Genomic DNA, 23679 nt, shown 5'->3' with positions numbered 1-23679 from the left:
GGGAAGTGAGAAAGAGATGACCGAGATCAGTCGCGTGGCTCTGTTTGGCAAGTTGAACAGGCTGGGATATCAAGGTGTTGAAAGCGCTGCCGTGTTTTGCAAAATGCGCGGCAATCCCTATGTCGAGCTGGTGCATTGGCTGCATCAGATCCTGAACCTGCAGGACAGCGACCTGCACCGGATCATTCAGCATTACAAACTCGACCCCGGCCGTATCGCGAGTGAAATGACCCGGGCGCTGGATGCTTTGCCGCGCGGGGCCAGCACGATCTCGGATCTTTCGGACCATCTGATGGATGCGATGGAGCGTGGCTGGGTCTGGGGCTCGCTGCTCTATTCCTCGTCGCAGGTGCGCACCGGTTATCTGATGCTGGGCATGCTGAAAACCCCGGCGCTGCGCAACATCCTGCAAACGATGTCGCCCGAACTGGCCAAGGTGGGGGCCGATGATCTGGCGGATAACTTCCTGCGGGTGGTTGATGGCTCGCCCGAGGACAATCTTGGCGCGCAGGACGGCAGCCATGTTGGCGGCGGCGGCTCTCCGGGCGAGGCGAGCAGCGCCATGGCGCCCGGCGCGATGGGCAAGGGCGAGGCTTTGGCGCAATATTGCACCGATCTGACCGAACAGGCCCGCAAGGGCGAGATTGACCCGATTGTCGGCCGCGATGAAGAGATCCGGCAGATCGTGGATGTGCTGATGCGGCGGCGGCAGAACAACCCGATCCTGACCGGTGAGGCGGGGGTGGGCAAGACCGCGGTGGTTGAGGGTTTTGCGCTGCGCATCGCGCGGGGCGACGTGCCGCCCGCGCTGAAGGATGTGCGGCTTTTGGTGCTGGATGTCGGCCTGTTGCAGGCGGGCGCCAGCATGAAGGGCGAGTTCGAGAACCGTCTGCGGCAGGTGATCGATGAGGTGCAGGCCAGCCCGACGCCCATCGTGATGTTCGTCGATGAGACGCATACTTTGGTGGGGGCCGGCGGGGCGGCGGGCACGGGTGACGCCGCCAATCTGCTGAAACCGGCGCTGGCGCGCGGCACTTTGCGCACCATCGGCGCGACGACCTGGGCCGAGTATAAGAAATACATCGAGAAAGACCCGGCGCTGACCCGCCGCTTTCAGGTGATCAAGGTCGAAGAGCCGGATGTGCCGAAAGCAATCCTGATGATGCGCGGCATCGCCTCGATGCTGGAAAAACACCACCGGGTGCAGATCCTCGATGAGGGGATCGAGGCGGCGGTGACGCTCTCGGCGCGCTATATCCCGGCGCGGCAATTGCCCGATAAATCGGTCAGCCTGCTGGATACCGCCTGCGCGCGAGTGGCGGTCAGCCAGCATGCGGTGCCCGCCGAGGTGGATGATTGCCGCCGCCGGATTGAGGCGCTGAACACCGAGCTGGAGATCATCGGCCGTGATGAAACGGCGGGCTACGAGGTGGACGACCGGCGCGAAGCAGTGGGCCTGGCCAAGGCGCATGAGGAAGAGCGGCTGCTGGGCCTGACCGCGCGCTGGGAGCAGGAAAAGGCGGTGGTCGAAAAGATCCTCGATCTGCGGGCGCAATTGCGCGCGGGCGGGGCGCCGGTGGATGCGACCAGCACCGCGCCCGTCGTGGCGGGTGAGGCGGCCAGCCCGCTGACGCCCGAGGCGCGGGCCGCGCTGATGGCGGCGCTAAAGGCGGCGAATGCCGAGCTGATTTCGGTTCAAGGCGACGCGCCGCTGATCCTGCCGATCGTCGATCATCAGGCGGTGGCAAGCGTGGTGGGCGACTGGACCGGCATCCCGGTGGGCCGCATGGTCAAGGATGAGCTGGAAATGGTCCTCACGCTGGAGGACCATCTGGCCAAGCGGGTGATCGGTCAGGATCACGCGATGAAGATGATCGCCAAGCGCATCCAGACCAGCCGTGCGGGGCTGGATAACCCCAATAAACCCATCGGGGTTTTCATGCTGGCGGGCACCTCCGGCGTTGGCAAGACCGAGACGGCGCTGGCGCTGGCCGAGGTGCTTTATGGCGGCGAGCAGAATGTCATCACCATCAACATGTCGGAATATCAGGAGGCGCATACGGTCAGCAGCCTGAAAGGCGCGCCGCCGGGCTATGTCGGCTATGGCGAGGGCGGGGTGCTGACCGAGGCGGTGCGGCGCAAACCCTATTCGGTCGTGCTGCTGGATGAGGTGGAAAAGGCGCACCCCGATGTGCATGAGGTCTTCTTTCAGGTCTTTGACAAGGGCGTGATGGAGGATGGCGAAGGCCGGGTGATCGACTTCAAGAACACGCTGATCCTGCTGACCTCGAATGTCGGCTCGGAGATGATCATGGATCTGTGTTCCGACCCCGACCTGATGCCGGAGCCCGAAGGGATCGCCAAAGCCCTGCGCGAGCCGTTGCTCAAGGTCTTTCCGGCGGCGCTGTTGGGGCGGATTGTCACCATTCCCTATTACCCGCTCAGCCCCTCGATGATCGCCGACATCACCCGGCTGCAGCTGAACCGCATCAAGAAGCGGGTGAAAGAGGCGCATGGCGTGCCCTTCACCTATACCGATGCCGTCGTCGATCTGATCGTCGAGCGCTGTCAGGAGCTGGAAAGCGGCGGCCGGATGATTGATGCGATTGTCACCAACACCATGCTGCCGGACATCTCGGGCATGTTCCTGCGCCGCCTGATGGAGGGGCAGGAGGTGACGGCCGTCGGCGTCGATGTGGCCGAGGGCAACTTTACCTATGCGCTCAGCAGCTGAGCCGGAGTGATCAGACGCCCGCGGCCGTGACAGCGGTGGCGGGCGAAGACAAGGAGGCGTTTCCCGGCAACCGGGATGGTTTTGGTGTCCGCAATGCGGGCCAGCGTATCAGGGAGTAGCGATTATGGCGAAGACAACGGTCACCACGGCGACACTGCCGATTGTGGATCTGATCCGCAGCAAGCCGAAGCTGAAATACCTCGATATCCCGAAATACCGGGCGGATGTGGTGATTTCGGTCACCACTTCTGGCATGCTCACCGCGCCGAAGCCGGTGCCGAGCACCGCGATGGACCGGCTGAAGAGCGCCGCCGACAAGGTGATGCTCGACTACGAGAAGATCATCACCGAAGAGGCGATCCGCCTCGACGGGAAAATCGACGCGCTGATGAAACAGCCGACGAAAAAGAACCTCGCGCTGGCCGAGCAGATGCTGCGCGACGCGAACATGAGCATCAAGAATGCTTTGGCCTCGGCCGAGCCTGCCGCGCAAAAGGCGGTGGAGAAACGGCTGAAGGAAGAGGGCCAGAAGGACAAGCTGCTGAAAGAGGCGCGGGTCAAGACGGCGGTCAAGGTCACCGTCGGGGTGATCAAGATCGCCTCTTCGGTGGCGGTGCTGGTGGCCAGCCACGGGGCCGAGGTCACCTCGTACAAGACCATCGTGATGGAAGTTTACAAGCTGGGGATGGAGGTCAAGCAGCAGCTCAAGGATGAGGCCAAGCTGCGCAAGGATCTGGAAGCCGCGCTGAAGGCGTTCTTGAAGCTGCGCGAAAGCGCGCTGCAACAGGCGCTTGCGCGCGAGGGGCTGGATGACCTCGGCAGCAAGATCGACTTCAAGGCGCCGCTGGAGGCGCTGAGCAAGCTTGGCAAATCCATCAAGGCGGCGGGGACGGAAGTGACCAAGGGCAAGGACCCGAAGGCCATTCTGGGCAGCATCGTTGATTTTGCGGTGAAAAAGATCAAAAGCGGGCTGGCCGACATTGAAAAGGCCCGCAAATTCTACCGCGAGCACACGACCAAGACCATGCACCGGGCGGATGCGCTGGGGGCGGCGGCGGACAAGCTGATGAAGGCGATGCGCGCGAACAAGACGCTGAAAGAGGGCGTCAAGATCGGCGCGGAATGCATGAACCTCAAACGGCAGGGCGCGCTGCTGAACAAGAAGCTCGCGGAGCGCGAGGCGTTCTTGGCCGAGATTCAGGCGGTGATGGAGGGCAATGGTCTGAAAATTGATGACCGTACCACGCTGCAAAAGATTGCCGAACTCGACAAGAGTACCCTTATGGAAGAAGGCAAAGGGCTGATGGACATCATCACCACCGTCAAGGATCTGGTGGAGAACGTGGCTGATGCCGTTGCCTGAGCTTTTTTGACATCATGGGAGTAAAACCACTTGGATACGGCGCGCATGACCCTGGAACCCGGCCTTCGGCGCAAAGCACAGTCGTTTGTCGAAAGGGAGGTGGTGAAAAACACCATCATGGGGGTTATCATCTTCAACGCGATCACGTTGGGGATGTCGACGTCCTCGACGATCATGGACAAGATCGGCCCAGAACTGCTTTTGGTCGATCAGATCGTGCTGGGCATTTTCGTGTGCGAGCTGTTGCTCAAGGTCTTCGCCTACCGGCTGAAGTTCTTCAGCAATCCCTGGAACATCTTTGACCTGATCGTGGTCGGCATCGGCCTGATGCCGGACCGGGGCCAGTTGTCGGCCTTGCGCGGGTTGCGGGTGATCCGGGCGCTGCGGCTCTTGTCGGTGGTGCCGCAGATGCGCTCGGTGGTGCAGGCGCTGCTGGATGCGCTGCCGGGGATGGGCGCGGTCATCATCATGCTGTCCATCGTCTATTACGTCTTCGCCGTGATGGCGACGCTGATGTACGGCCCGAGCTTTCCCGAATGGTTCGGCACGCTGGGCCGTTCGTTCTACTCGCTGTTTCAGATCATGACGCTGGAAAGCTGGTCGATGGGGATCGTGCGGCCGGTGATGGAGGTGCATCCCAATGCCTGGGTGTTCTTTGTGCCCTTCATCGTGCTGACGGCGTTTTCGGTGCTCAACCTGTTTATCGGTTTGCTGGTCAACACCATGCAATCGGCGGTGGAGGTCGAGACCGAGGCCGAGATTGAGAAACTGCATGAATTTGTCGAGCGCGAGTCCATCGCCTCGGCAGAGCGTTTGGAGGCATTGCTCGCCGAGATGCGGGCGCTGCGGAGCGAAGTGGCAGGCCTGAAATCGCAGGCGCGCGGATGACGGCGGCGGGCCCGGGCTTTCCGGCGCAAGGCGGTCTCCGGTGGGGACGGCGGGGCGCTGGGGGTTTGGGTCAGCCTTCCCTTGCGGGGGCGGGTCCGGCTCTTTGGGCTGGCACGCAGCATCCGGCCCGCGGCACGGCCAGGGCAACAGGGAGGGCACGACATGGGTGATGAGGACAAAGGGCACATCAGGCTCAGCGACCGCGGCACGTTCAGCTTTGGCCGCGCCAGTGCTGCCCGCCCGGCGCCGGAGGGGCTGCACCGCAGCCGTTTCCGGATCGCGGTGTTTGGCGATTTCACCGGGCGCGCGGCCCGGGGCGCGGTGGAGGCGGGCGCGGCACTGGCGGCGCGGCGCCCGATCCTGCTCGATATCGATACGGTCGAAGAGGTCATTGAGGGCTTTGCCACCCGCCTTGTGCTGCCGATCGGCAAGGATGGGGCGGGGATCGCGGTGGATCTGCGCGGTCTGGATGATCTGCACCCGGATGAACTCTTTGACCGGGTTGAGATTTTTGCGGGCCTTTCTGCGCTCAAACGGCAGTTGGCCAATGGCGCCACCGCGCAGTCGGCGGTGCGGCAGCTCGAGGCCTGGGGGGCAGCCTTCGGGCGCAAGGTCACACCGCCCTCGCGGCTGTCGGGCGGCGCCAGCCTGCGGGCTGACCTGCGGCTGAGCGATTTTCAGCGGCTGATCGGCGACACTTCCGGGCATTTGCAGCAGGCCTCGCCGCTGGATGATCTGTTGGCGCGCATCGTAGGGCCGCATGTCCGTGCCTTGCCCGACCCCAATGTCGCGGCCCTGCAAAAGGCGGTGGATGCCACCCTGTCCGAGGCGATGCGGCTGGTGCTGCACCATCCCGATTTTCAGGCGCTTGAGGCGCAATGGCGGATGCTCGACCTTCTGGCGCGGCAGGTGGAAACCGACGACAGCCTCGAGATCATGCTCTATGACATCTCGGCCGAAGAGATCGCCGCCGATCTGGCCGCGGCGGAGGATGTCACCGACAGCGGCCTTGCGCAGCTGCTGACCGGCGCGCCGCTGGCGCCGGGCGGGCGCGGCGGCTATTCGGCGCTGATCGGGCTCTACAGCTTTGAGGAAACCCCGCCGCATGCCGAGCTGCTGGGCCGCATCGCGCGGCTGGCGGCGCATGTGGATGCGCCCTTTGTCAGCGCCCTCTCGCCCGCCTATCTGGACATTCCCAAGAAAGAGCGGCACCCGCGGGTCGCCGAAAGCTGGGACGCGCTGCGGGCGCTGCCCGAGGCGGGCTATCTCGGGCTGGCGTCGCCCCGGTTCTTGCTGCGCCGGAGTTATGGCAAGGTCTCGGATCCGATCTCGGCCTTTCCTTTTGAGGAATTCACCCCGCAAGAGGGGCTGCGCGGCATGCTTTGGGCCAATCCTGCGGTGCTGGTGGCCATCCTGCTGGCGCGGAGTTTCCGCCTGAACGGGCCTGCGATGCAACTTGGCACGCAGATGGTGCTGGGCGATATGCCCTATGAGATTATGCGCGACCGTTTCGGCGATCAGCTGGCCTTGCCCTGCACCGAACGCAACATCAGCCTTGCGCTGCATGAGCATTCCCTCCAGCGTGGGGTTATGCCGGTGCTGGCGATCAAGGGCCGTGATGAGATCCGCTTGGGCAGCTTTAACGGTCTGAACGGCGCAACATTGCTGGGGCGGTGGTCCGGGATCAGGCCGCCCGCCTCTCCACCCGGCGCCGGGCCGGGCGCTGTGACATTTGTTGCGACACCAGCTCTGGCGGCGGAAGATGACGAACCGCAAGAGGATGCGGCCTTTGCGGAAGAGGCAGCCGATCTGGATGCCGATCTCGCGGCGTTTCTGGCAAGCTTCGGGCCCGACGATGCAGAAGCCGATGATGCTGAAGCCGATGATACGGAAGCCGACGAGACGCAGGCAGAGGGCGCGGAGGAGGATGGGGCGGAAGAGATGGATCCCTATCTGGCCGCCCTGCTGGCCGAGATGTGATGCGCAGCTGTGACGACCCGGGCGTGGCACACGCCGTGATGAGAAAGGACATCTGATGGCACCGAAAAAGGCTGAAAATCCGCTGTCGCTCACCGGTGGTTTCGACACGTCCAAGATGGAGATGCAGCGCGCGATCATCCGCGAGCGTCTGAGCACGCTGACGGAGATGCAGGTCGAGATTTTGTGGAACGACCGCACCGTCGATATTGCCAAGGTTCTGGGCCAGATCATGGTGATCGAGGTTGAGGTGCAGCCGGGCAAGACGCGGTCCTTTCGCGGCATCGTGATTTCGGTCGAGGACCGCGGCCTGCAAAAGGGCATGCGCCATATCGTGCTGGAGCTGCGCACGCGCATGTGGATGCTGACCCGCAACCGCAACAGCCGGATCTTTCAGAGCAAGACCACCCGGCAGATCATCGAGGAGGTGCTGCGCGATCATGGTCTGGCGGATTTCAAGATGCGGCAGAGCGAAACCGGCCCGCTGCGCGACTATTGCGTGCAGTACCGCGAGTCTGACTTCGACTTTATCTCGCGCCTGATGGAGGAAGAGGGCTTTTACCACTTTGTCGATTTCGATGAGGCAAGCGGGGATGGGCTGGGCACCCTGGTGCTGGCCGATGGCAAGGGGGCGCATAAGCCGATTTCAGCGCCCCGGCAGGTCGATTTCATCGCCGACCGCAACCAGCAGTCGTTGCACGCTGCCGACTACATTTGGGAATTTCGGACGCGGCAGGCGATCACCACCGGGCGGATCGAGCTGGCGGATTTTGATTTTCTGCAGCCAAAGCCGAATACGGTGCGCAAAAAGACGACGCTGACCGCGCAGCATCCTTATGGCGACTACGAGATTTATGATCATCCGGGCCATTTTGGTCAGGATATGGCGCTGGGCGGTTTGCGCGCACAGGTCCGGCTTGAGGCGCGCAATGCCGCGCATCGGGTGATGCAGGGGGTTGGCAACCTGCGCGATCTGGCGGCGGGGCGGACCTTTACCTTTGCCAAAGACGGTCTTTACAGCCATGCGCAATATGGCGGCAAAGAATATCTGGTGACGGGCGTCGTGCATTACATCCAGAGTGCGGCGGGGTTTCAGTCGGTGGACGGGCCGCCGCTGCAGCCGGCGCTCGACGTGCTGCTGGACGCGCGCGAGACCTATTGCGCGCATTTTGAGGCGGTTGAAAGCACCGTGCAGTTCCGGGCACCGCTGCGCACGCCCTGGCCGGAGATTCCCGGCCTGCTGACCGCCATCGTGGTGGGCAAGGCGGGCGAGGAAATCTGGACGGATGCGCAGGGACGCATCAAGGTCAAATTCCACTGGGACCGCACGGAAACCAGGGATGAGACCACCACCTGCTGGGTGCGGGTCGTTACCCCTTGGGCGGGCAAGGGCTGGGGCATGGCGGCGGTGCCGCGCATTGGCCAGGAGGTGGTGATCCAGTTCGAGGAGGGTGATCCCGACCGGCCGATCTGCACCGGGATGCTGTATAACGGCGACAACAAACCCCCCTATGCCTATCCGGACAATGCGACGCAATCGGGCATGATCAGCAATTCCTCGAAAAGCGGGGGCGGCTATAATGAGCTGATGTTCGAGGATAAAAAGGACGAAGAGCTGGTCCGGTTCCGGGCTGAGCGCGATTATGAACAGGTGGTGCGCAACAATGCCACCGTGACCATCGGCGACAAGAAAGACGCAGGCGATTTGACGCTGACCGTGCACAATAACCTGACCGAGAAAGTGCTGGACGGGGATATGTCGACCACGGTCGCCAAGGGCAATCAGACGATCACGGTTGAGACGGGCAATCAGGACACCACGATCAAAAAGGGCCATCAGACCCAGACGGTGGAGACCGGCAATCAGACGGTGACAATCTCACAGGGGAACCAGTCGACCACGGTCAGCATGGGCGATCTGACGGTCAAAGTCTCGACGGGCAAGATCAGCATGGAGGCGATGTCGTCGATAGAGCTGAAATGCGGCGCCTCCTCGATCAAGCTTGAGCCCGCGAAAGTGACGATCAAAGCGCCGGTGGTTGAAGTGAAAGCCGATGGCAAGATGGATATCTCCAGCCCGATCACCACGGTCAAGGGCGACGGCATGCTGACCCTCAAGGGCGGCATGACCATGATCAACTAGGGATGAACCTCGTGAACACGCGCTTTCAATCCATGGTGAAATTGCCCGAGGGGCCGGTGGCCAAGCGGCTGGCCGAGCTGAATGTGACGTTGAAAACCCCGCTCGTGGCGCCCGCCAGTGCGCCCGCGGAGGTGGTGCTGGCCGAGCTGGACGAGAAGGGCGCGCTGATTGATCTCTTGCGCCTCTTGTCCATCCTGTTGCCCGCGCGCGAACGGGTCTGGTGGGCCTGTCTGGCGGCGCGTGATATGGTCGGGGCGGCCCCTGAAAGCGCCACGCCATCGCTGTTGGCGGCCGAGGCCTGGGTGTTCCGCCCGAGCGCCGAGAACCGGATTGCGGCGCAAGAGGCGGTGGATCTGGCCGGACCGGAGGATGAGACGGTGAATTGCGCGTTGAGCGTCGTTTATTCCGACGGCACGCTGGGGCCGAAGGCGCTGGCGCAATATCCCGCGCCGCTGGGGGCGGCAACCATCACCGCCTTTGGGGTGGTGGTCACCGCGCTGGGGCATCACGCGGATCGCTATGCGGAATATGGTCAGCTGCTGATCGACCGGGCGGTGAACATCGGCCGCGGCGGCAATGGCAAACTGGAGGTGGCCGAGGCCGCCGGAACGACAGGGGAGGGCTGAGCCATGGGCGTTCCACAAGCGCGGGTGGGCGATCTGCATGCCTGTTTGCTGCCCTCGATCCCGCCGCCGCCGGTGCTGCCGGTGCCGCTTCCGGTTGCGCCGCCCTGTTGCCCCACGGTGCTGGTCGGCAAAAGACCGGCCGCGCGGGTGACGGACATGCTGGCCGCGGCACCGCCGCATCCGATTGCCAAAGGCTCGATGACGGTGCTGATCGGCAAAATGCCCGCCGCCCGGATCACCGACATCTGTGCCTGCGGCGGCATGATCCTCTTGGGCGAATTCACGGTTTTGGTTGGGGGCTGATCTGCAAGAATGACCGTTACGTTGAAATTCCAATCCTCGGGTATGCTGCCCGGTGATGCTCGTCCTGTCCGGATGCAGGGCAACAGTCTGACCGTGGGGCGGGGCCCGGCGAATGATCTGGTGCTGCCCGATCCCGACCGCATGCTGTCAAAAAGCCATTGTGTGATCGAGGATCACGGCGGCAATGTCGTGGTGGTGGATCTTTCGACCAACGGCACCTTCCTCAATTACGCGAAAATGCCGCTGGGCCGGGTGCCGACACCCCTCAGCCATGGCGATGTGATCTGCCTGGGCGGCTATGAGCTGGTGGTCGAGATCGAGAGCGGCATCCCCGATTTCGGTGACCTTCTGGTCGCGCCCGCCGCGCCGGGGGCAGTGTCGCACGGGCGGGCGGATCGCGCGCCGGATCCGCTGTCGCTTTTGGATGACGCAGGCCCCGGCGGGGATTTCCTCGATGATCTTCTGGGCGATGCGGCGGGGCCGAAAGGGCCGGGGCAGATCAAGCGCCCGGATCCGTTCGAGGATCTGTTGCCGCCGCTGGGCGAAGAGGCTGATCCCTTCTTTCGCGCACCGGATGACGGGCGCGGCAGTGGCTCGTCCTTGCCGATGCACAACCCCGGCACGCAAGACAGCTTTGCGCCGCCGGTGCAGCGGGCGCCCTCGCTGATCCCCGATGACTGGGATGATCTCTTAAGCCCGACACCGCCAAAGCCCGCAGCCCCCGCGCCGGTTCCGCCCTCGCCCGCTCCGGTCGCCGCCCCGCCCGTCACGCAAATGATGCCGCCGGAAGCACCGGTGCCAGCTTCGGCGCCGATCCCGCACGACCCTTTTGACGATATTTTCGGCGAAGGGCCTCTGGTGCCGCCCGCAGCACCGCCGCCGCCCGAGCCCCTGCCTGTGCCTCCGGTTGCAGAGGTGGCGCCGGTGGCGATCCCGAAACCCGGCGCCGCAACCCTGCCGCCGCCGGTGGCCCCCATCGCGCCTGCCGCGCCCGCGACCGCGCCTGCCGCCCCGTCGGCAGGCAGTGAGGCCGCCGCGCAGGCGTTTTTGACGGCGCTGGAGGTCGAGGGGCTGCGCATCGACGCTGCGGATCTGACGGGCACCATGGGCCGCCTGGGCCGGATGATGCGGCTGATGATCACCGGCCTGCGCGAAATCCTGATGACCCGCACCTCGATCAAATCCGAGTTCCGCATTGATCAGACGATGATTTCCGCGGGCGGCAACAACCCGCTGAAATTCTCGATCAGCCCCGAGCAGGCGATCGAGGCTTTGGTGCGTCCGACCGGCAAGGGCTATCTCGACTCCGGGGCGGCGGTGGAGCAGGCGCTGAACGACATCAAGGCGCATGAGATGGCGATGGTGACCGGGATGGAGGCGGCGCTGAAGGGCGTGCTGGCCAAGCTTGACCCCGAGGTTCTGGCCGGGCGGATCGAGGTTTCCGGCGGGCTGGGCAGCATCCTGAAAGGCAAAAAGGCCCGCTACTGGGAGGTCTATGAAAAGATGTATGCCGAAATCTCGGATCAGGCGGAAAACGACTTCCACGAATTGTTCAGCCGCGAATTCGCGCGCGCCTACAAGCAACAGCTTGATAAGCTGAAATAGCGCCGCAGGGCGCCAAAGAAGAAACGAAGGGAGGACGGATTTGTCCTGGGACAGCAAAGTGCTTTGGACGGAGGGGCTGTTTTTGCAGCCGCATCATTTCCAGCAGGCCGACCGTTACACCGAAGCGCTCGTGGCGGGGCTGGCGCGGCGCATTGTGCCCTATGCCTGGGGCGTGAGCGCGCTGGAGATTGACGATGAGGCGCTGAAGGTGGGGCAATTCGCGTTGAAATCCTGTGCCGGGCTGACGCAGGACGGCACGGTGTTCCGGGTGCCGCAGGCGGATGACCATCCGCCCGCGCTCGAGGTGCCGGGGTCGATCAAGGATTGCGTGGTCTATCTGACGGTGCCGCAGCGGCGGCAGGGGGCCAGCGAAGTGGATCTGAGCGGGGCCGAGCAATCGGCCAGCCGCCTGCGCCCGGCCGAGGTCGAAGTGACCGATGTGATGAGCCAGCAAAAGAAACCGACCACGCTTGGGGTGGGCAAATTGCGGCTGCAATTCGCGCTGGCGGTGGATGATCTGGCCGACAAGCTGGCGATCCCGGTGGCGCGGATCATCGAGGTGCGGCCCGACAAGGAGATCCTTCTGGACCGCAGTTTCATTCCCACCTGCACCGATGTGCGCGCGGCCCCGACGCTGACCGGCTTCCTGAGCGAGGTGGAGGGGCTTTTGTCGCACCGGATGCTGGCGCTGGCGGGGCGGATGTCGGAAAGCGGTCCGGCGCGGGGGGCCTCGGAAATCTCGGATTTCCTGCTCCTGATGACGGTGAACCGCACCCTGCCGGTGTTCCGGCACTATGCCCATATCGAAAACCTGCACCCCGAGGCCGCCTATCGCGCCTGTATCGGGCTGGCGGGCGAGCTGGCGACCTTTATGAGCGCCGACAAGGAGGTGCCGAAATTCCCGCCCTACCGGCACAATGATCTGAAAGAGAGCTTTGCGCCGGTGATCCGGGTCTTGCGGCAATATCTCAGCTCGGTGCTGGAGCAGACGGCGGTGTCGATCACGCTGGAAGAGCGGAAATACGGCATCAGCGTGGGCGTGATTGCCGACCGCAAACTGATCGGCAGCGCGGGTTTTGTGCTGGCGGTCAGCGCCGATATCCCGGCCGAGGATGTGCGGCGGCATTTCGCCGGGCATTCCAAGATCGGCCCGGTCGAGGAAATCCGGCAGCTGGTCAATTCGGCCCTGCCGGGGATTACCCTGCGCCCCTTGCCGGTGGCGCCGCGGCAGATCCCCTATCACGCCGGGGTGGTCTATTTCGAACTGGATGCGGCCAGCCCCTATTGGTCGAAAATGACCACATCGGGTGGCGTCGCGGTGCATGTCTCCGGGCAATATCCGGGGCTGAAGATGGAACTCTGGGCGATCCGCAACACCTGAGGAGGGGAGTGCGATGAGCGATAACGACCCGTTTGCGGAACCGTTCGACACCGATAAAACGGTGATCAAGCCCAATCCGGGCGGACGGCGCAATGCCGCGCCGGTGCCGGGTGTGCCGGAACCGGCTGCCGCCGCGCCTCAGCCGCCCGCCGCGCCGGGCGCTGGCTTTGATGCCTTTGGCGTGCCCGCCGCCGCCGCCGCCGCGCCGCGCGCGCAGGCCCCCCGTGCCCCGGCAACCGGGGATGCGGGCGAGCTGGTGCTGACCGGGATGAACCCGCTCAATGCCTGCGCCGCGCCGCTGTTTTCGCTGATCAGCCGCATCCGCAACCGCGCGCAGCATATGGACCCGGACAAATTGCGCGAGGCGGTGGTGACCGAGTTGCGCGCCTTTGAGAACCGTGCTTTGCAGGCGGGGATTGCCGCGCAAACCGTCAAGGTGGCGCGCTATGCGCTTTGTGCGACGCTGGATGATGTGGTGCTGAACACCCCCTGGGGTGGGCAGTCGAGCTGGGGCGTGCAGTCGATGGTGGCCACCTTCCACCGCGAAACCGTGGGCGGTGATCGCTTTTATGACCTGCTGGCGCGGCTGGAGCAGGAACCGGGCAGCAATCTCGACCTGCTGGAATTCATCTATATGTGCCTCTCGCTGGGGTTTGAGGGGCGGCTCAGGGTCGAGCAGGGCGGATCGGACAAGCATCTGCAGATCCGCCTCGGCCTCGCGCGGATCATCGCGGCGCAGCGTGGCCCGGTTGAGCGTGACCTCTCGCCGCATTGGGCGGGGGTGCTGCGCCCCTTCCGTGCGCTCTCGGCCTGGCGGCTGGTCTGGATCGCGCTGGGGGTGACGGGCATCCTCCTTGCCCTCGAATTCGGCGGGCTGAGCTATGCGCTCTCCAACCGCACCGAAAATCTGATTGGCCGGATGTCGGTGGTGGATGCGGGGCCGGTGGCCACGCTCGAGCGGCGTGCGCCGCCGCCACCGCCGCCGGTGGTGGAAACCGCGCAGCCGCAGATCGAAAAGGTCGCGGCTTTCCTCAAGCCCGAGATTGATGAGGGGCTGGTGACGGTGTTCCAGCAGGGCAATACGCTGGTGATCCGCATGGCGGGATCGGGGATGTTCGGCTCGGGGTCTGACGCGCTCGCCAAGGGCTTCAAGGAACCGATCGAGCGGGTGGCCAAGGCGCTGAACGATGAGCCGGGCAAGGTGATCATCGCCGGGCATTCCGACAATGTGCCGATCCGGTCCTCGCGCTTTCCCTCCAACATGCATCTGTCGCTGGCCCGCGCCAAGACGGTGATGAACACGATGGAAAGCGCGCTGACCGACCCCACGCGGCTGAGTGCCGAGGGGCGGGCGGATGCCGAGCCCATCGCCGATAATGCGACCGCCGAAGGGCGCGCCACCAACCGCCGCATCGAAGTGCTGCTGGTGCAGGAGCAAGATCAATGATCCTTCGAGGTTTCCTTTTCCCGCTGTTCCGCTCGATCTATTTCGTGCTGTTCTTTGTGGCGGCCGTCCTCTCCGGGCTGGTCTGGTATTTCGGGCCGCTGCTGGGCACCGACAGCTGGCGGCCGTTTGACAGCTGGGTGAACCGGCTGATCACCACCGGCGTGCTGTTTGGCGTTTTCGCCCTCGTGGCGCTGATGATCTTTCTGATCCGCCGCCGCCGCGAAAAGGCGATGACCGAGGATATCGCGGGCAGTGTCGAGACCGGCGAAGATGTCGTGGGCACCGAGGTGGGCGAACTTCGCCGCAAGCTGAAGACCGCGATGGCCGAGCTGCGTAAATCGAAGAACGGCCGCAAACATCTGAACGATCTGCCCTGGTATGTGATGATCGGGCCGCCGGGGGCGGGCAAAACCACCGCCATCGTCAATTCCGGCCTGCAATTCCCGCTGGCCGAGAAGATGGGCAAGACCGCGATTGGCGGCGTCGGCGGCACCCGCAACTGCGATTGGTGGTTCACCAATAATGCGGTGCTGATCGACACGGCGGGGCGCTACACCACGCAGGAAAGCGATGCGCAGCTGGACAATGCCGCCTGGCTCGGCTTTCTCGCGTTGCTGAAAAAGTACCGCAAACGGCAGCCGATCAATGGCGCGATGATCGCCATCAGCCTGTCGGATCTGTCGCTGACCGATGAGATCACCCAGCAGGAACATGCCAAAGCCGTGCGCCGCCGCCTGAATGAGCTGCGCGAGAAACTCGGCGTCCGCTTTCCGGTCTATGTTTTGTTCACCAAGGCCGATCTGATCGCGGGCTTCACCGAATTCTACGACAATCTTGGCAAGGAAGACCGCGAGCAGGTCTGGGGTTTCACCCTGCCGCTCGACAAGACCCGGGCCGAGGCCTCGCCGGTGGCGGGGTTTGATGAGGAATTCGCGCTGCTGCTGGGGCAACTCAATGCGCAATCGCTCGACCGGATGCAGGTCGAGACCGATCCGCAGCGCCGGGCGCTGATCGCCGGGTTCCCCTCACAATTGGCCTCACTGCGGCGGGTGGCGCGGGATTTCCTGACCGAAGTCTTTCAGGACAACCGCTATGAGCAGCGGCAGATGCTGCGCGGGGTCTATTTCACCTCCGGCACGCAGGAGGGCACGCCGATCGACCGGCTGATGATGTCGATGGCGCGCACCTTTGGCATCGGGCGGCAGGCTTTGGGCAGCGGGCAGGGGGCGGGACGCTCGTATTTCCTGACCCGGCTCTTTGAGCAGGTGGTCTTCCCCGAGGCCGGTCTGGTCTCGGCGGATGACAAGGTGGAGCGGCGCTACAAGATCACCAAATGGGCGGCGGTCACCGCCACCGTGCTGGTGGCGCTCGCGGTGGGCGGGCTTTTGGTGCGCAGTTTTGTCGGCAATTCGGCGCTGGTCGCGCAGGCGGGGGCGCAGCTGGACACCTATCAGGCCGCAGCGGCGCAGCTGCCGTCCAATCCGGTGGGCGACAGCGATCTGCCGCCGGTGGTGGCGGCGCTGAACACGCTTCGCGACATGCCGGGCAATCCGGTGCTGTCGGATCCGGAACCCGATGGCGCGCTCGGGTACGGCCTTTATCAGGGCGATGTCATCGGCACGCAGGCGGCGCAGACCTATCGTGCGGCGCTCAATCAGCGGTTTCTGCCCCGGCTTTTGCTGCGGCTGGAAGAGCAGATCAGCGGCAATATGAACAACCCCGATGTGCTGTATGAGGCGCTGAAGGTCTATCTGATGCTGGGCCTGCAGGGGCCGATGAACACCGATCTGGTCAAGGAATGGATGGATCTCGACTGGTCTACTTCTTTCGCCGGACCCAGCCGCGATCAGCTGCGCGCCGATCTGGCGGACCATCTGAACGCGCTGCTCAGCCAGCCGATGCAGGAGATTGCGCTGAACGGCCCGCTGGTCGATCAGGTGCAGGGGCTTTTGTCGGAAATGCCGCTGGCGCAGCGCGTCTATAACGGCATCATCAACAGCCCTGCCGCCACCTCGCTGCCGAAATGGCGGGTGTCGGATGCGGGGGGGCCGGCCGTGGCGCGGGTGCTCGTGCGGTCCTCTGGCAAGCCGCTGACGGAGGGCGTCGATGGCATCTTCACCTACAAGGGCTTCAATGAGGTGTTTCTGGGCGAGGCTTTGGGCGTCGCCCGCCGCATTCAGCGTGACAGCTGGGTGCTCGGCCCGCGTGGCGAGGCCGAGCAGACCGAGCAGGCGCTGACCGCGCTCAGCCGCGATGTGCTCGACCTCTATTACAACGACTACATCGCCCGCTATGATGGGATTCTGGCGGATATCGACATTATCCCCCTGGAATCGCTCAGCCATGCGGTGGAGGTGACCAATGTCTTGTCCGGTCCCACCTCGCCTTTGGTGAATATCCTTGAGGCGATCTCGCAGGAGACCAAGCTGAGCGAGGACCGCTCGGTTCTGGCCAATACCGCGATTGGCGAGGGGGTGGGCAAGATCGCCGGGATGGAGCTGCAATCCGCGCTCAACGTGCAGTCCCAGGCGCTGCTCGAGGCCTTTGCCAAATCGGCCAGCACCGCGGGCGGACCGCCGCCGAAGGCGCCGGGGGTCTATGTCGAGGAGCGGTTCGACTGGCTGCATCAGCTGGTGGCCAAGCCCGAGGGGCAGCCCTCGCAGCTCGATGAGCTGATGGGCAAGCTGACGCTGGTCTATCAGGAGCTGAACAAGATGAGCTTCAGCGGCGCCACCGGCGGGGCCGAACAGGGCTTCGCGTTGCAGCAGTTTCAGGAACAGGCGGCGCGCATCCCCGGCCCGCTGGAGCGCTGGGCGACGCAAATCGCCAGCGGTTCTTCGGGTGTGACCTCGGAGAGCACGCGTGCCTCGATCAATGCGCGCTGGCAGGCGACCGTGCTGCCGTTTTGCGAGCAGGCGCTGAGCAACCGCTATCCCTTTGCCAATGGTGCGCAGGCGGATGTGGCGCTGGCGGATTTCCAGAAGCTGTTTGGTCCGGCAGGGTTGATCGACAGTTTCGTCAATGACGGGCTGTTGAAATACATCGACACCCGCGCGCGGCCCTGGGCCTGGAAACGGGTGAATGATGTCGATCTGGGCATCTCGCCCGCCGTCTTGCAACAGCTGCAATATGCGGCCGAGATCCGCGATGCGTTCTTCGCCAACGGCCCGGCGCCGTCGGTGAAATTCCAGATCCTGACCGAGGCTTTGGACCCGCAGGCGAAATCGGTGCTGCTGGAGATCGACGGTCAAAAGATTGCCTATGCCCATACCGATGGCGTGCCGGATCCGGTGGCGATCACCTGGCCGGGCAGCGTCGGCATGGCGCGGATTTCGTTCGAGCCGGGGGCGGAAAATGCGGAAAGCGCGATCAGCAAGGACGGGCCCTGGGCCTGGTTCCGGCTGCTCTCGGCGGCAGAGGTGCGGCGCAGCAATGTTTCGGACCGCAAGAAGGTGATCTTCCGCATCGGCGGCCGCATCGCGTTTTTCCAACTGCAATCGGGCTCGGTCATCACCCCCTTTGCCCTGCCGGCGCTGACGAAATTCAGCTGTCCGAAGTCTTTCTGATGCTGGCGGCGGGCGTGGGGGCCTATGGCAAGATGCCGGCGGCGGGGGATTTCTTCCGGCTGAACGCACCGGCGGGCTTTGTCGCGGTCTGGGACCCCTGGTTGCAGGCGGGGATGGTTCAGGTGGCGCAGGCGATGGGGGCGGGTTGGGAGGCGGCCTATATGTCGGCGCCGATCTGGCGCTTCAGCATCGCGGCGGGGCTGGCTGGGCCACAGGCGGTGACGGGGGTGCTGATGCCCTCGGTCGACCGGGTGGGGCGGCAGTTTCCGCTGACGCTGATGGCACCCTTGCAGGCGGGCACCGACCTTACAGCGCATCACGCGGCGGCAGAGCCGTTGTTTCTGGCGCTGGAGGATCTGGTGCTCACGGCGCTGCAGGATGATCTGACGCGCGACGCGCTGGAGGTGGCGCTGGCGGCACTGCCAGACATGGGATTGCCCGATCTGCCCGGTGGTGCCGGGGAGGGGGGGAGCCTGTGGAGCAGTGTGCTCGACGGCGCGCTGCATCAGATGCGCTGCGCGGCGCTGCCCGCCGGGGCGCAGATGCGGGGATTGTTTGATCTGGCGACAACAGAGGCGGGGTGGGCATGACGCAAAACCATATGCTGCGTTACTCGGTGCAGACCCATGTCGGTCTGAAGCGCAAAGTGAATGAGGATGCGGTGCTGGCGCTGCCCGATCACCAGATCTGGGTGGTTTCGGACGGGATGGGGGGGCATGCGGCGGGGGATTATGCCAGCCGCCTGATCGCCGACCTGATCGCGACGATTCCCCTCGACCTCGCGCCTGCCGCGCGGATGCAGGCGCTGCGCGATGCGATCCAGAAAGCGCATGAGATCATTCAGGCCGAAGCGGTGGCGCGCGGCGTCTCGGTGATTGGCGCGACGGTGGTCTGCCTGATGATGGCCGAGGGGCATTTTGCGGCGCTCTGGGCGGGGGACAGCAGGCTGTATCTTCTGCGCGACGGGCAGATCCAGATGCTGACGGTGGATCATTCGGTGGTGGCCAGTCTGGTGCTCTCGGGGCAGATGCATTGGGATGAGGCGGAAAAACTGCCGCAATCCAATGCGATCACCCGGGCCGTCGGCGTCGGCGATGCGCTTGAGCTGGACAAGGTGCGCGGCGAGTTGCGCTCGGGCGACCGCTTTCTTTTGTGCTCGGACGGGCTGACCAAATACGCCACTTTCGCCGTGCTGCAGGAGGCATTGTCGCAGGCGCCGCTGGAGACGGTGGCCGACCGGCTGGTGCAGATCGCCCTCACCGGCGGCGGCGGCGACAATATCAGCGTGATCGTGGTCGACGTGCTCTGACCCCCCCGCCGCCTGCAGGCGCCTCTGACCCCCGCCACCCGCAGACGGTTCAGGGTTTGGCGGTGGTCAGGATCCGGCTGTCGAGCGAGGTGATGCGCGCCTTGGCATCCTGTTCCTGCAGGCGCAGCGCCTCGGCATAGCCGGTGGCGGATTCGCTGGTGGGCCGCATCTGGTCAAACAACGGCCCCTCGGAATGGATCACCAGGATCTTGCTTTTGCCCAGCGTGCTGTCATCCACGGTAAAGGCCAGCGCGCCGCTTTGTTGCGCCTCGGCAATCGGATAGGCGACGCGTACTGAGACCTCGCCGGTTTGCCCCGCGCGCAGATGCGCCACCGCATTGTCCTGCCGCCCGATATTGGGAAGCAGGTGGAAGACATTGCCCGAGACATCCAGCACCGAAACCGACAGATAGCCCCCGGTCATATCGGCGGGCAGCAGCACATCGATTACCGGGTTTTGCCCGACCAGAAACGCGCCGTCCGGGTTGGGGGCATTGTTCTGATCGCCATTGGCAAAGGCGATCTTGATGCCGCTCGCGGGGGCTTTCGGCAGGAAATTCTCAATCAGGCAGAGCGAAGGGTTCAAGATGTCGGTGTCCAGCGTCACCGGCCGCTCGCCCGCCACCGCGCGCAAGGCATCGCTGAGCGCGGCGCGGCCCTCGGCGCTGGCGAGGGTGCCGGTGACCACGATCGGGGTCTGCGGGCCAAAGCCGGTGGCTGGGCTGTCGGCCAGCACCAGCGGGCCGCAATCGGCATATTGCGTCAGCACCGGGGTCACCAGTGCCGCACTCAAGAAAGTTTGCGTCAGCCGGATCTCGGCATGGCCGGTCAGCGCGCCGGGCAGGCCCGCCGCGAACTGGCTTTGCAGCTTTTCTTTCAAGGCCTTGTCGGTGGTGGCACCGCTGATCGTTGCCTGATTGCCGTTCAGCGCGAGGCTGAAGCTGTCGAGCCCGTCAAGCGCACCCAGCAGGCTTTGCAGATCATCGCCCCAGCTGGGCGCAATCGCGCCCGAGGCAAGGGTCAGGCTGCTGTTGCCCGAAACTGCTGCCATCCGCGCATCGAGCGCGGTTTTCACCGCCTCGGAGGGGACATTGCCGGTGGCGGAGGCCGGACCCTCGGCGGGCTTGTCGATCACCAGCGTGTAGGGCTCGGCCAGAGGGTAGGCGGGGCGCAGGATGCTGTCGAACAGCCCGGTCGCATAGCCGCCCGCGCCGCCGATCAACACGAGGCCGACCAGCGCCGCCGCAACCAGCCCGCCGCGTGACTTTTGCGGCGCGGCGGGGGTAGGGGCGGTCTGGGCGCGTGCCACGATCAGCTCGGGCGCGGTCGTTTCAGGCGCGTTCGAACCGGATGCGGTCGATTCGGGCGTGGCGGATGCCGGTGCTGCGGGCGGTACCGTGGTCGGGGGGCCCGGCGGGATGGTCACCTCCGGACCTGCGGCGGGCGGTTTGGGCGTCACGCTGCTGCGCGGGATAATGACGGTGGCGTCGCTCAGATCCACTTGCCCGGCCAGCGGTTCGGTGCTGGCGGGGGGCGCCGCGAGATAGGCCAGCACCTCGGCGGCGCTTTGAAAACGGTCATCGGGATTGGGCGCGGTCATCCTGGCGATCAGGGTGCGCAGGGGATCGGGCAGATCGGCAGTATCGAGGGGTTCTGCCTTTTTCTGCAACACTTCCATCGGGTTGCGGCCAATGTTGGGGGCCGCCCCTCGGTAGTTGGCCAAAAGCAGCGCGCCCAGAGAATAGATGTCCGTCCGCGTGTCGGTCTTGCCCGCCAGTTGCTCGGGCGCGGCATAGGCATATTTGCCCGCAAATTCATTGCCGACGATGGTTTCCGCGCCGGGATTGGTGTCCTTGGCGATGCCGAAATCAATGATCACCGCCTGCGCCGGATCGCCGCCGCGCAGGATGATATTGTCGGGCGAGAGGTCTCGGTGCACGATGTTGCGGCTGTGCGCCGCCTGCAGCCCCTCGGCCACCCGGCGGCAGATGACCAGCAGGTCTTCGGCGGCCATCGGGCCTTCCTTCAGCTTCTTGTCCAGCCCCGGCCCGTCGATGAAATCCATCAGCAGATAGACCAGACCATCCTGCGTCCGGTGATTCTCGGAATAGCGCACCACCGCATCATGGCGGATGTCGCGGATCTCCTCCTCGCGCGTGAGCAGCACGAGGTAATCGTCATTGCCGGAAAACTCCGACTTCAGCACCTTCAACGCCACCTGCCGTCCCGAAATTTCGGAGCGCGCGCGGTAGACATCCGAGGTGCCCCCGCGCCCCAATATGGCCTCGATCCGATAGGTGTTGTTCAGCAGATCGCCGGGTTGAAAGGCGTCACCGGGACGGGGTTCTATCATGGGCGCTCCGAAGTCGGATCGTTTGCGGTCAGATCGTGCAGGGGCGGCACAGCCGGGGTGCCGGGCGGTCAGCCCAGCGCCTGAAATTCCACGCGGCGGTTCTGGTCGCTGCGCGGGTCGGCGGCGTCATAGGGGGCACGCTCGCCCATGCCGATCGCCTCAAGTCGCTCTGCCGGGATCTGGCAATCGCTGACCAGAAACCGCTTCACCTCCTGCGCGCGCAGGAGCGAAAGGTTCTCGTTATAGGCGGCAGAGCCGGAGCTGTCGGTGTGGCCAATGATCTGAAAAACCGAGACATCCACCGATTTCATCGCCTGACAGAGCGTCGAGAGTTTCGGCTTTTGATCCTCGCGCAGGGTGGCGCTGTCGAAATCAAAGCTGATCTGAATGTTGACCTGCTGGTCCTTGTCCACCGGCTGATAGGCGGCGGTGACGCTGGTGGTGGCTGCGGCGGCGGGGGCGGTTTCGGCGCTGGCCGCCGCGCTGGCCGCGGGCGCGTCGGTTGCCGGCGCCGCGGCCGGGGGCACCAACACCAGACCACGGGTCTTTTGCTTCTTGAACGCCTCCGTCATCTGGTCGGCGGTCAGTTCGGTCGCGGTCTGGGCCTGAACGATCCCGGCGGTGGAAAGGCTCAGGGCCAGCGCGAGAGTCAGCCCGGTTAAGTGCTTAAGCTGGGACATGATCCTAATTTTCCTAAATCGCCTTGGGGGATGGATGAAAGAACGTTACTCCAGAGGCCCGGTTGCGACAACTTTTTTAACGTGCCGTTTTGGCGGGTTGCAGATATATCTTGGGGGGCAAGCGCCCAGACCGCTTGAATGCAACGCCGGGGGCCGGAGGCCACCCGCGCCAAGGAAAGGCTCCCTGTCTCTATGCGTTTGCTGTCGGCTTTCATTGTGGCGTTCGCGATTATACTGGCGCCGGTGCTGTGGTTTGCGCTGCCACGGGTGTTTCCCGGGCCGGGCGCAGGCGGGCCCGAGGGCGGGGCCATCGATTCCGGCGCGCGGATTGATATCGAGATGCTGAGCCAGCAGGTCGAGGATCTGCAGATCAAGGTCGAGGAGCTGAGCAATTCGCTGGCCGAATATGCGGCGGGTTCGCAAGAGACGGCACCGCCCGCCGCCGGAGATGACGCCGAGGTTTTTCAGCAAAGCGGGCCGAACGGCATCATTGATGCCTATGCCAAGGTGGTGCTGATCGCCAACCGCCGCAATGTGAACGACGGGCTGGTCGTGGCCACGCCCTCGTTTCTCGAGCAGACTTTTGGTCCCCCGCGGGAGGATCTGAACGATCAGTGTCAGGCACTGACCAATCCCCGTCTGGCGCCCAGGCTGAAAACCGAGGATGTCGGGCCGATCCGGGTGCAGATGCTGGCGCCTGCGATTGAATCGTTGCGCCGGGTGTTCGAGAATATCCGCAAGACCGATGCCGATCTTTATGCCCGCATCAACACGGCGGGCTCGCTCTGCGTGCGCCAGATCCGCGGCACGGTGGGGCGCGCGTCGACGCATTCCTACGGGCTGGCGGTGGATCTGAACATCGACGGGGTGCTCGACACATTGGGCGATGGCAAGACGCAGCTGGGCCTGACCATCCTCGCGGATTTCTTCCGCACCGAGGGCTGGGTCTGGGGCGCCGCCTGGTCGCGCGAGGACAGCATGCATTTTGAGGTCAGCCGCAAACAGCTGGATCTTTGGCTGGCCGACGGCTCGCTCTGAGGGCTGGGATTCTGTGTCGCCGGGCGGTCAGCCCCGGCCGACCGCCTGTTCTGAGGGCAGGCTCTGCCGCGGCCCGGCGTTTTGGGGCGCTGGCGGGGGTGCCGGCGGGGGCGCTGGCGCCGTCCCTGTGGCGAAAACGCCCATAAATGCGGGCCGCAGCGAATTGGATGCGGTTCGTAGTTTACGGAACGTAAGGAAGTAAGGCAGAGTTGCCGGGTGAGGGCATGGTGATACCAGGGAGGGTGGCGTTTTGACCCAAAGCAGAC

At 64.5% G+C, this 23679-nt stretch carries 16 protein-coding genes; 14 read left to right on the top strand and 2 right to left on the bottom strand.

Translation table 11 applies throughout. The annotated features are described in order from the left end of the window. Positions 1 to 16 precede the first annotated feature (16 nt). The 13 genes from tssH to ACEN2S_RS16235 all read left to right on the top strand — a co-directional run bounded on the left by tssH (position 17) and on the right by ACEN2S_RS16235 (position 19342). Positions 17 to 2734 (top strand): type VI secretion system ATPase TssH, encoded by a 2718-nt coding sequence (tssH, locus tag ACEN2S_RS16295; protein ID WP_441867811.1) that lies wholly within the window; start codon positions 17 to 19, stop codon positions 2732 to 2734. Between the two features lie 124 nt (positions 2735 to 2858). Next, a complete protein-coding gene (locus ACEN2S_RS16290) occupies positions 2859 to 4097 on the top strand; it encodes a hypothetical protein (RefSeq protein WP_441867809.1) in 1239 nt (412 codons plus the stop codon). A 45-nt stretch (positions 4098 to 4142) separates the two neighbouring features. Further along, positions 4143 to 4985 (top strand): ion transporter, encoded by an 843-nt coding sequence (locus ACEN2S_RS16285; protein ID WP_441867807.1) that lies wholly within the window; start codon positions 4143 to 4145, stop codon positions 4983 to 4985. Between the two features lie 162 nt (positions 4986 to 5147). Beyond that, complete coding sequence (locus ACEN2S_RS16280; protein ID WP_441867805.1) at positions 5148 to 6965, top strand: type VI secretion system contractile sheath domain-containing protein; 1818 nt, start codon at positions 5148 to 5150, stop codon at positions 6963 to 6965. 55 nt (positions 6966 to 7020) lie between these two features. Then, positions 7021 to 9105, top strand: coding sequence for a type VI secretion system Vgr family protein (locus ACEN2S_RS16275; protein WP_441867803.1), 2085 nt, complete (start codon positions 7021 to 7023; stop codon positions 9103 to 9105). 2 nt (positions 9106 to 9107) lie between these two features. After that, positions 9108 to 9731: a DUF6931 family protein gene (locus ACEN2S_RS16270; RefSeq protein ID WP_441867801.1), complete on the top strand. Its 624-nt coding sequence runs from the start codon at positions 9108 to 9110 to the stop codon at positions 9729 to 9731. 3 nt (positions 9732 to 9734) lie between these two features. Then, complete coding sequence (locus tag ACEN2S_RS16265) at positions 9735 to 10034, top strand: PAAR domain-containing protein (RefSeq protein ID WP_441867799.1); 300 nt, start codon at positions 9735 to 9737, stop codon at positions 10032 to 10034. A 9-nt stretch (positions 10035 to 10043) separates the two neighbouring features. After that, positions 10044 to 11639, top strand: a complete 1596-nt coding sequence (tagH, locus tag ACEN2S_RS16260; protein WP_441867797.1) for a type VI secretion system-associated FHA domain protein TagH — start codon at positions 10044 to 10046, stop codon at positions 11637 to 11639. A gap of 40 nt (positions 11640 to 11679) precedes the next feature. Continuing rightward, positions 11680 to 13020, top strand: a complete 1341-nt coding sequence (tssK, locus tag ACEN2S_RS16255; protein ID WP_441867795.1) for a type VI secretion system baseplate subunit TssK — start codon at positions 11680 to 11682, stop codon at positions 13018 to 13020. A 13-nt stretch (positions 13021 to 13033) separates the two neighbouring features. Then, positions 13034 to 14467 carry a type VI secretion system protein TssL, long form gene (tssL, locus tag ACEN2S_RS16250; protein WP_441867793.1) on the top strand — a complete coding sequence of 478 codons (1434 nt, stop codon included), beginning with the start codon at positions 13034 to 13036 and terminating at the stop codon, positions 14465 to 14467. Next, the gene (gene tssM, locus ACEN2S_RS16245) at positions 14464 to 18033 is read left to right on the top strand and encodes a type VI secretion system membrane subunit TssM (protein ID WP_441867791.1); all 3570 of its coding nucleotides are present in this window, start codon (positions 14464 to 14466) and stop codon (positions 18031 to 18033) included. The genes tssL and tssM overlap by 4 nt, the downstream gene beginning before the upstream one ends. Next, on the top strand, positions 18033 to 18623 hold the full coding sequence (gene tagF, locus ACEN2S_RS16240) for a type VI secretion system-associated protein TagF (RefSeq protein ID WP_441867789.1): 591 nt from the start codon (positions 18033 to 18035) through the stop codon (positions 18621 to 18623). The genes tssM and tagF overlap by 1 nt, the downstream gene beginning before the upstream one ends. After that, complete coding sequence (locus ACEN2S_RS16235; RefSeq protein WP_441867787.1) at positions 18620 to 19342, top strand: PP2C family protein-serine/threonine phosphatase; 723 nt, start codon at positions 18620 to 18622, stop codon at positions 19340 to 19342. Before tagF ends, ACEN2S_RS16235 begins: the two co-directional genes overlap by 4 nt. A gap of 49 nt (positions 19343 to 19391) precedes the next feature. On the opposite strand, the gene ACEN2S_RS16230 is transcribed toward ACEN2S_RS16235, so the two are convergent. Next, complete coding sequence (locus ACEN2S_RS16230; protein WP_441867785.1) at positions 19392 to 21695, bottom strand: protein kinase domain-containing protein; 2304 nt, start codon at positions 21693 to 21695, stop codon at positions 19392 to 19394. A 68-nt stretch (positions 21696 to 21763) separates the two neighbouring features. Beyond that, complete coding sequence (locus tag ACEN2S_RS16225; protein WP_441867783.1) at positions 21764 to 22375, bottom strand: OmpA family protein; 612 nt, start codon at positions 22373 to 22375, stop codon at positions 21764 to 21766. Between the two features lie 192 nt (positions 22376 to 22567). On the opposite strand from ACEN2S_RS16225, the gene ACEN2S_RS16220 reads away from it, so the two are divergent. Continuing rightward, a complete protein-coding gene (locus ACEN2S_RS16220) occupies positions 22568 to 23413 on the top strand; it encodes a M15 family metallopeptidase (protein ID WP_441867781.1) in 846 nt (281 codons plus the stop codon). Positions 23414 to 23679 lie beyond the last annotated feature (266 nt).

The sequence above is a fragment of the Phaeovulum sp. W22_SRMD_FR3 genome (assembly GCF_052113705.1).
Classification (GTDB): domain Bacteria; phylum Pseudomonadota; class Alphaproteobacteria; order Rhodobacterales; family Rhodobacteraceae; genus JBGQOG01.
Note: the sequence above shows the minus strand (reverse complement) of the source record. Positions and strands in the feature narration are given on the sequence as shown.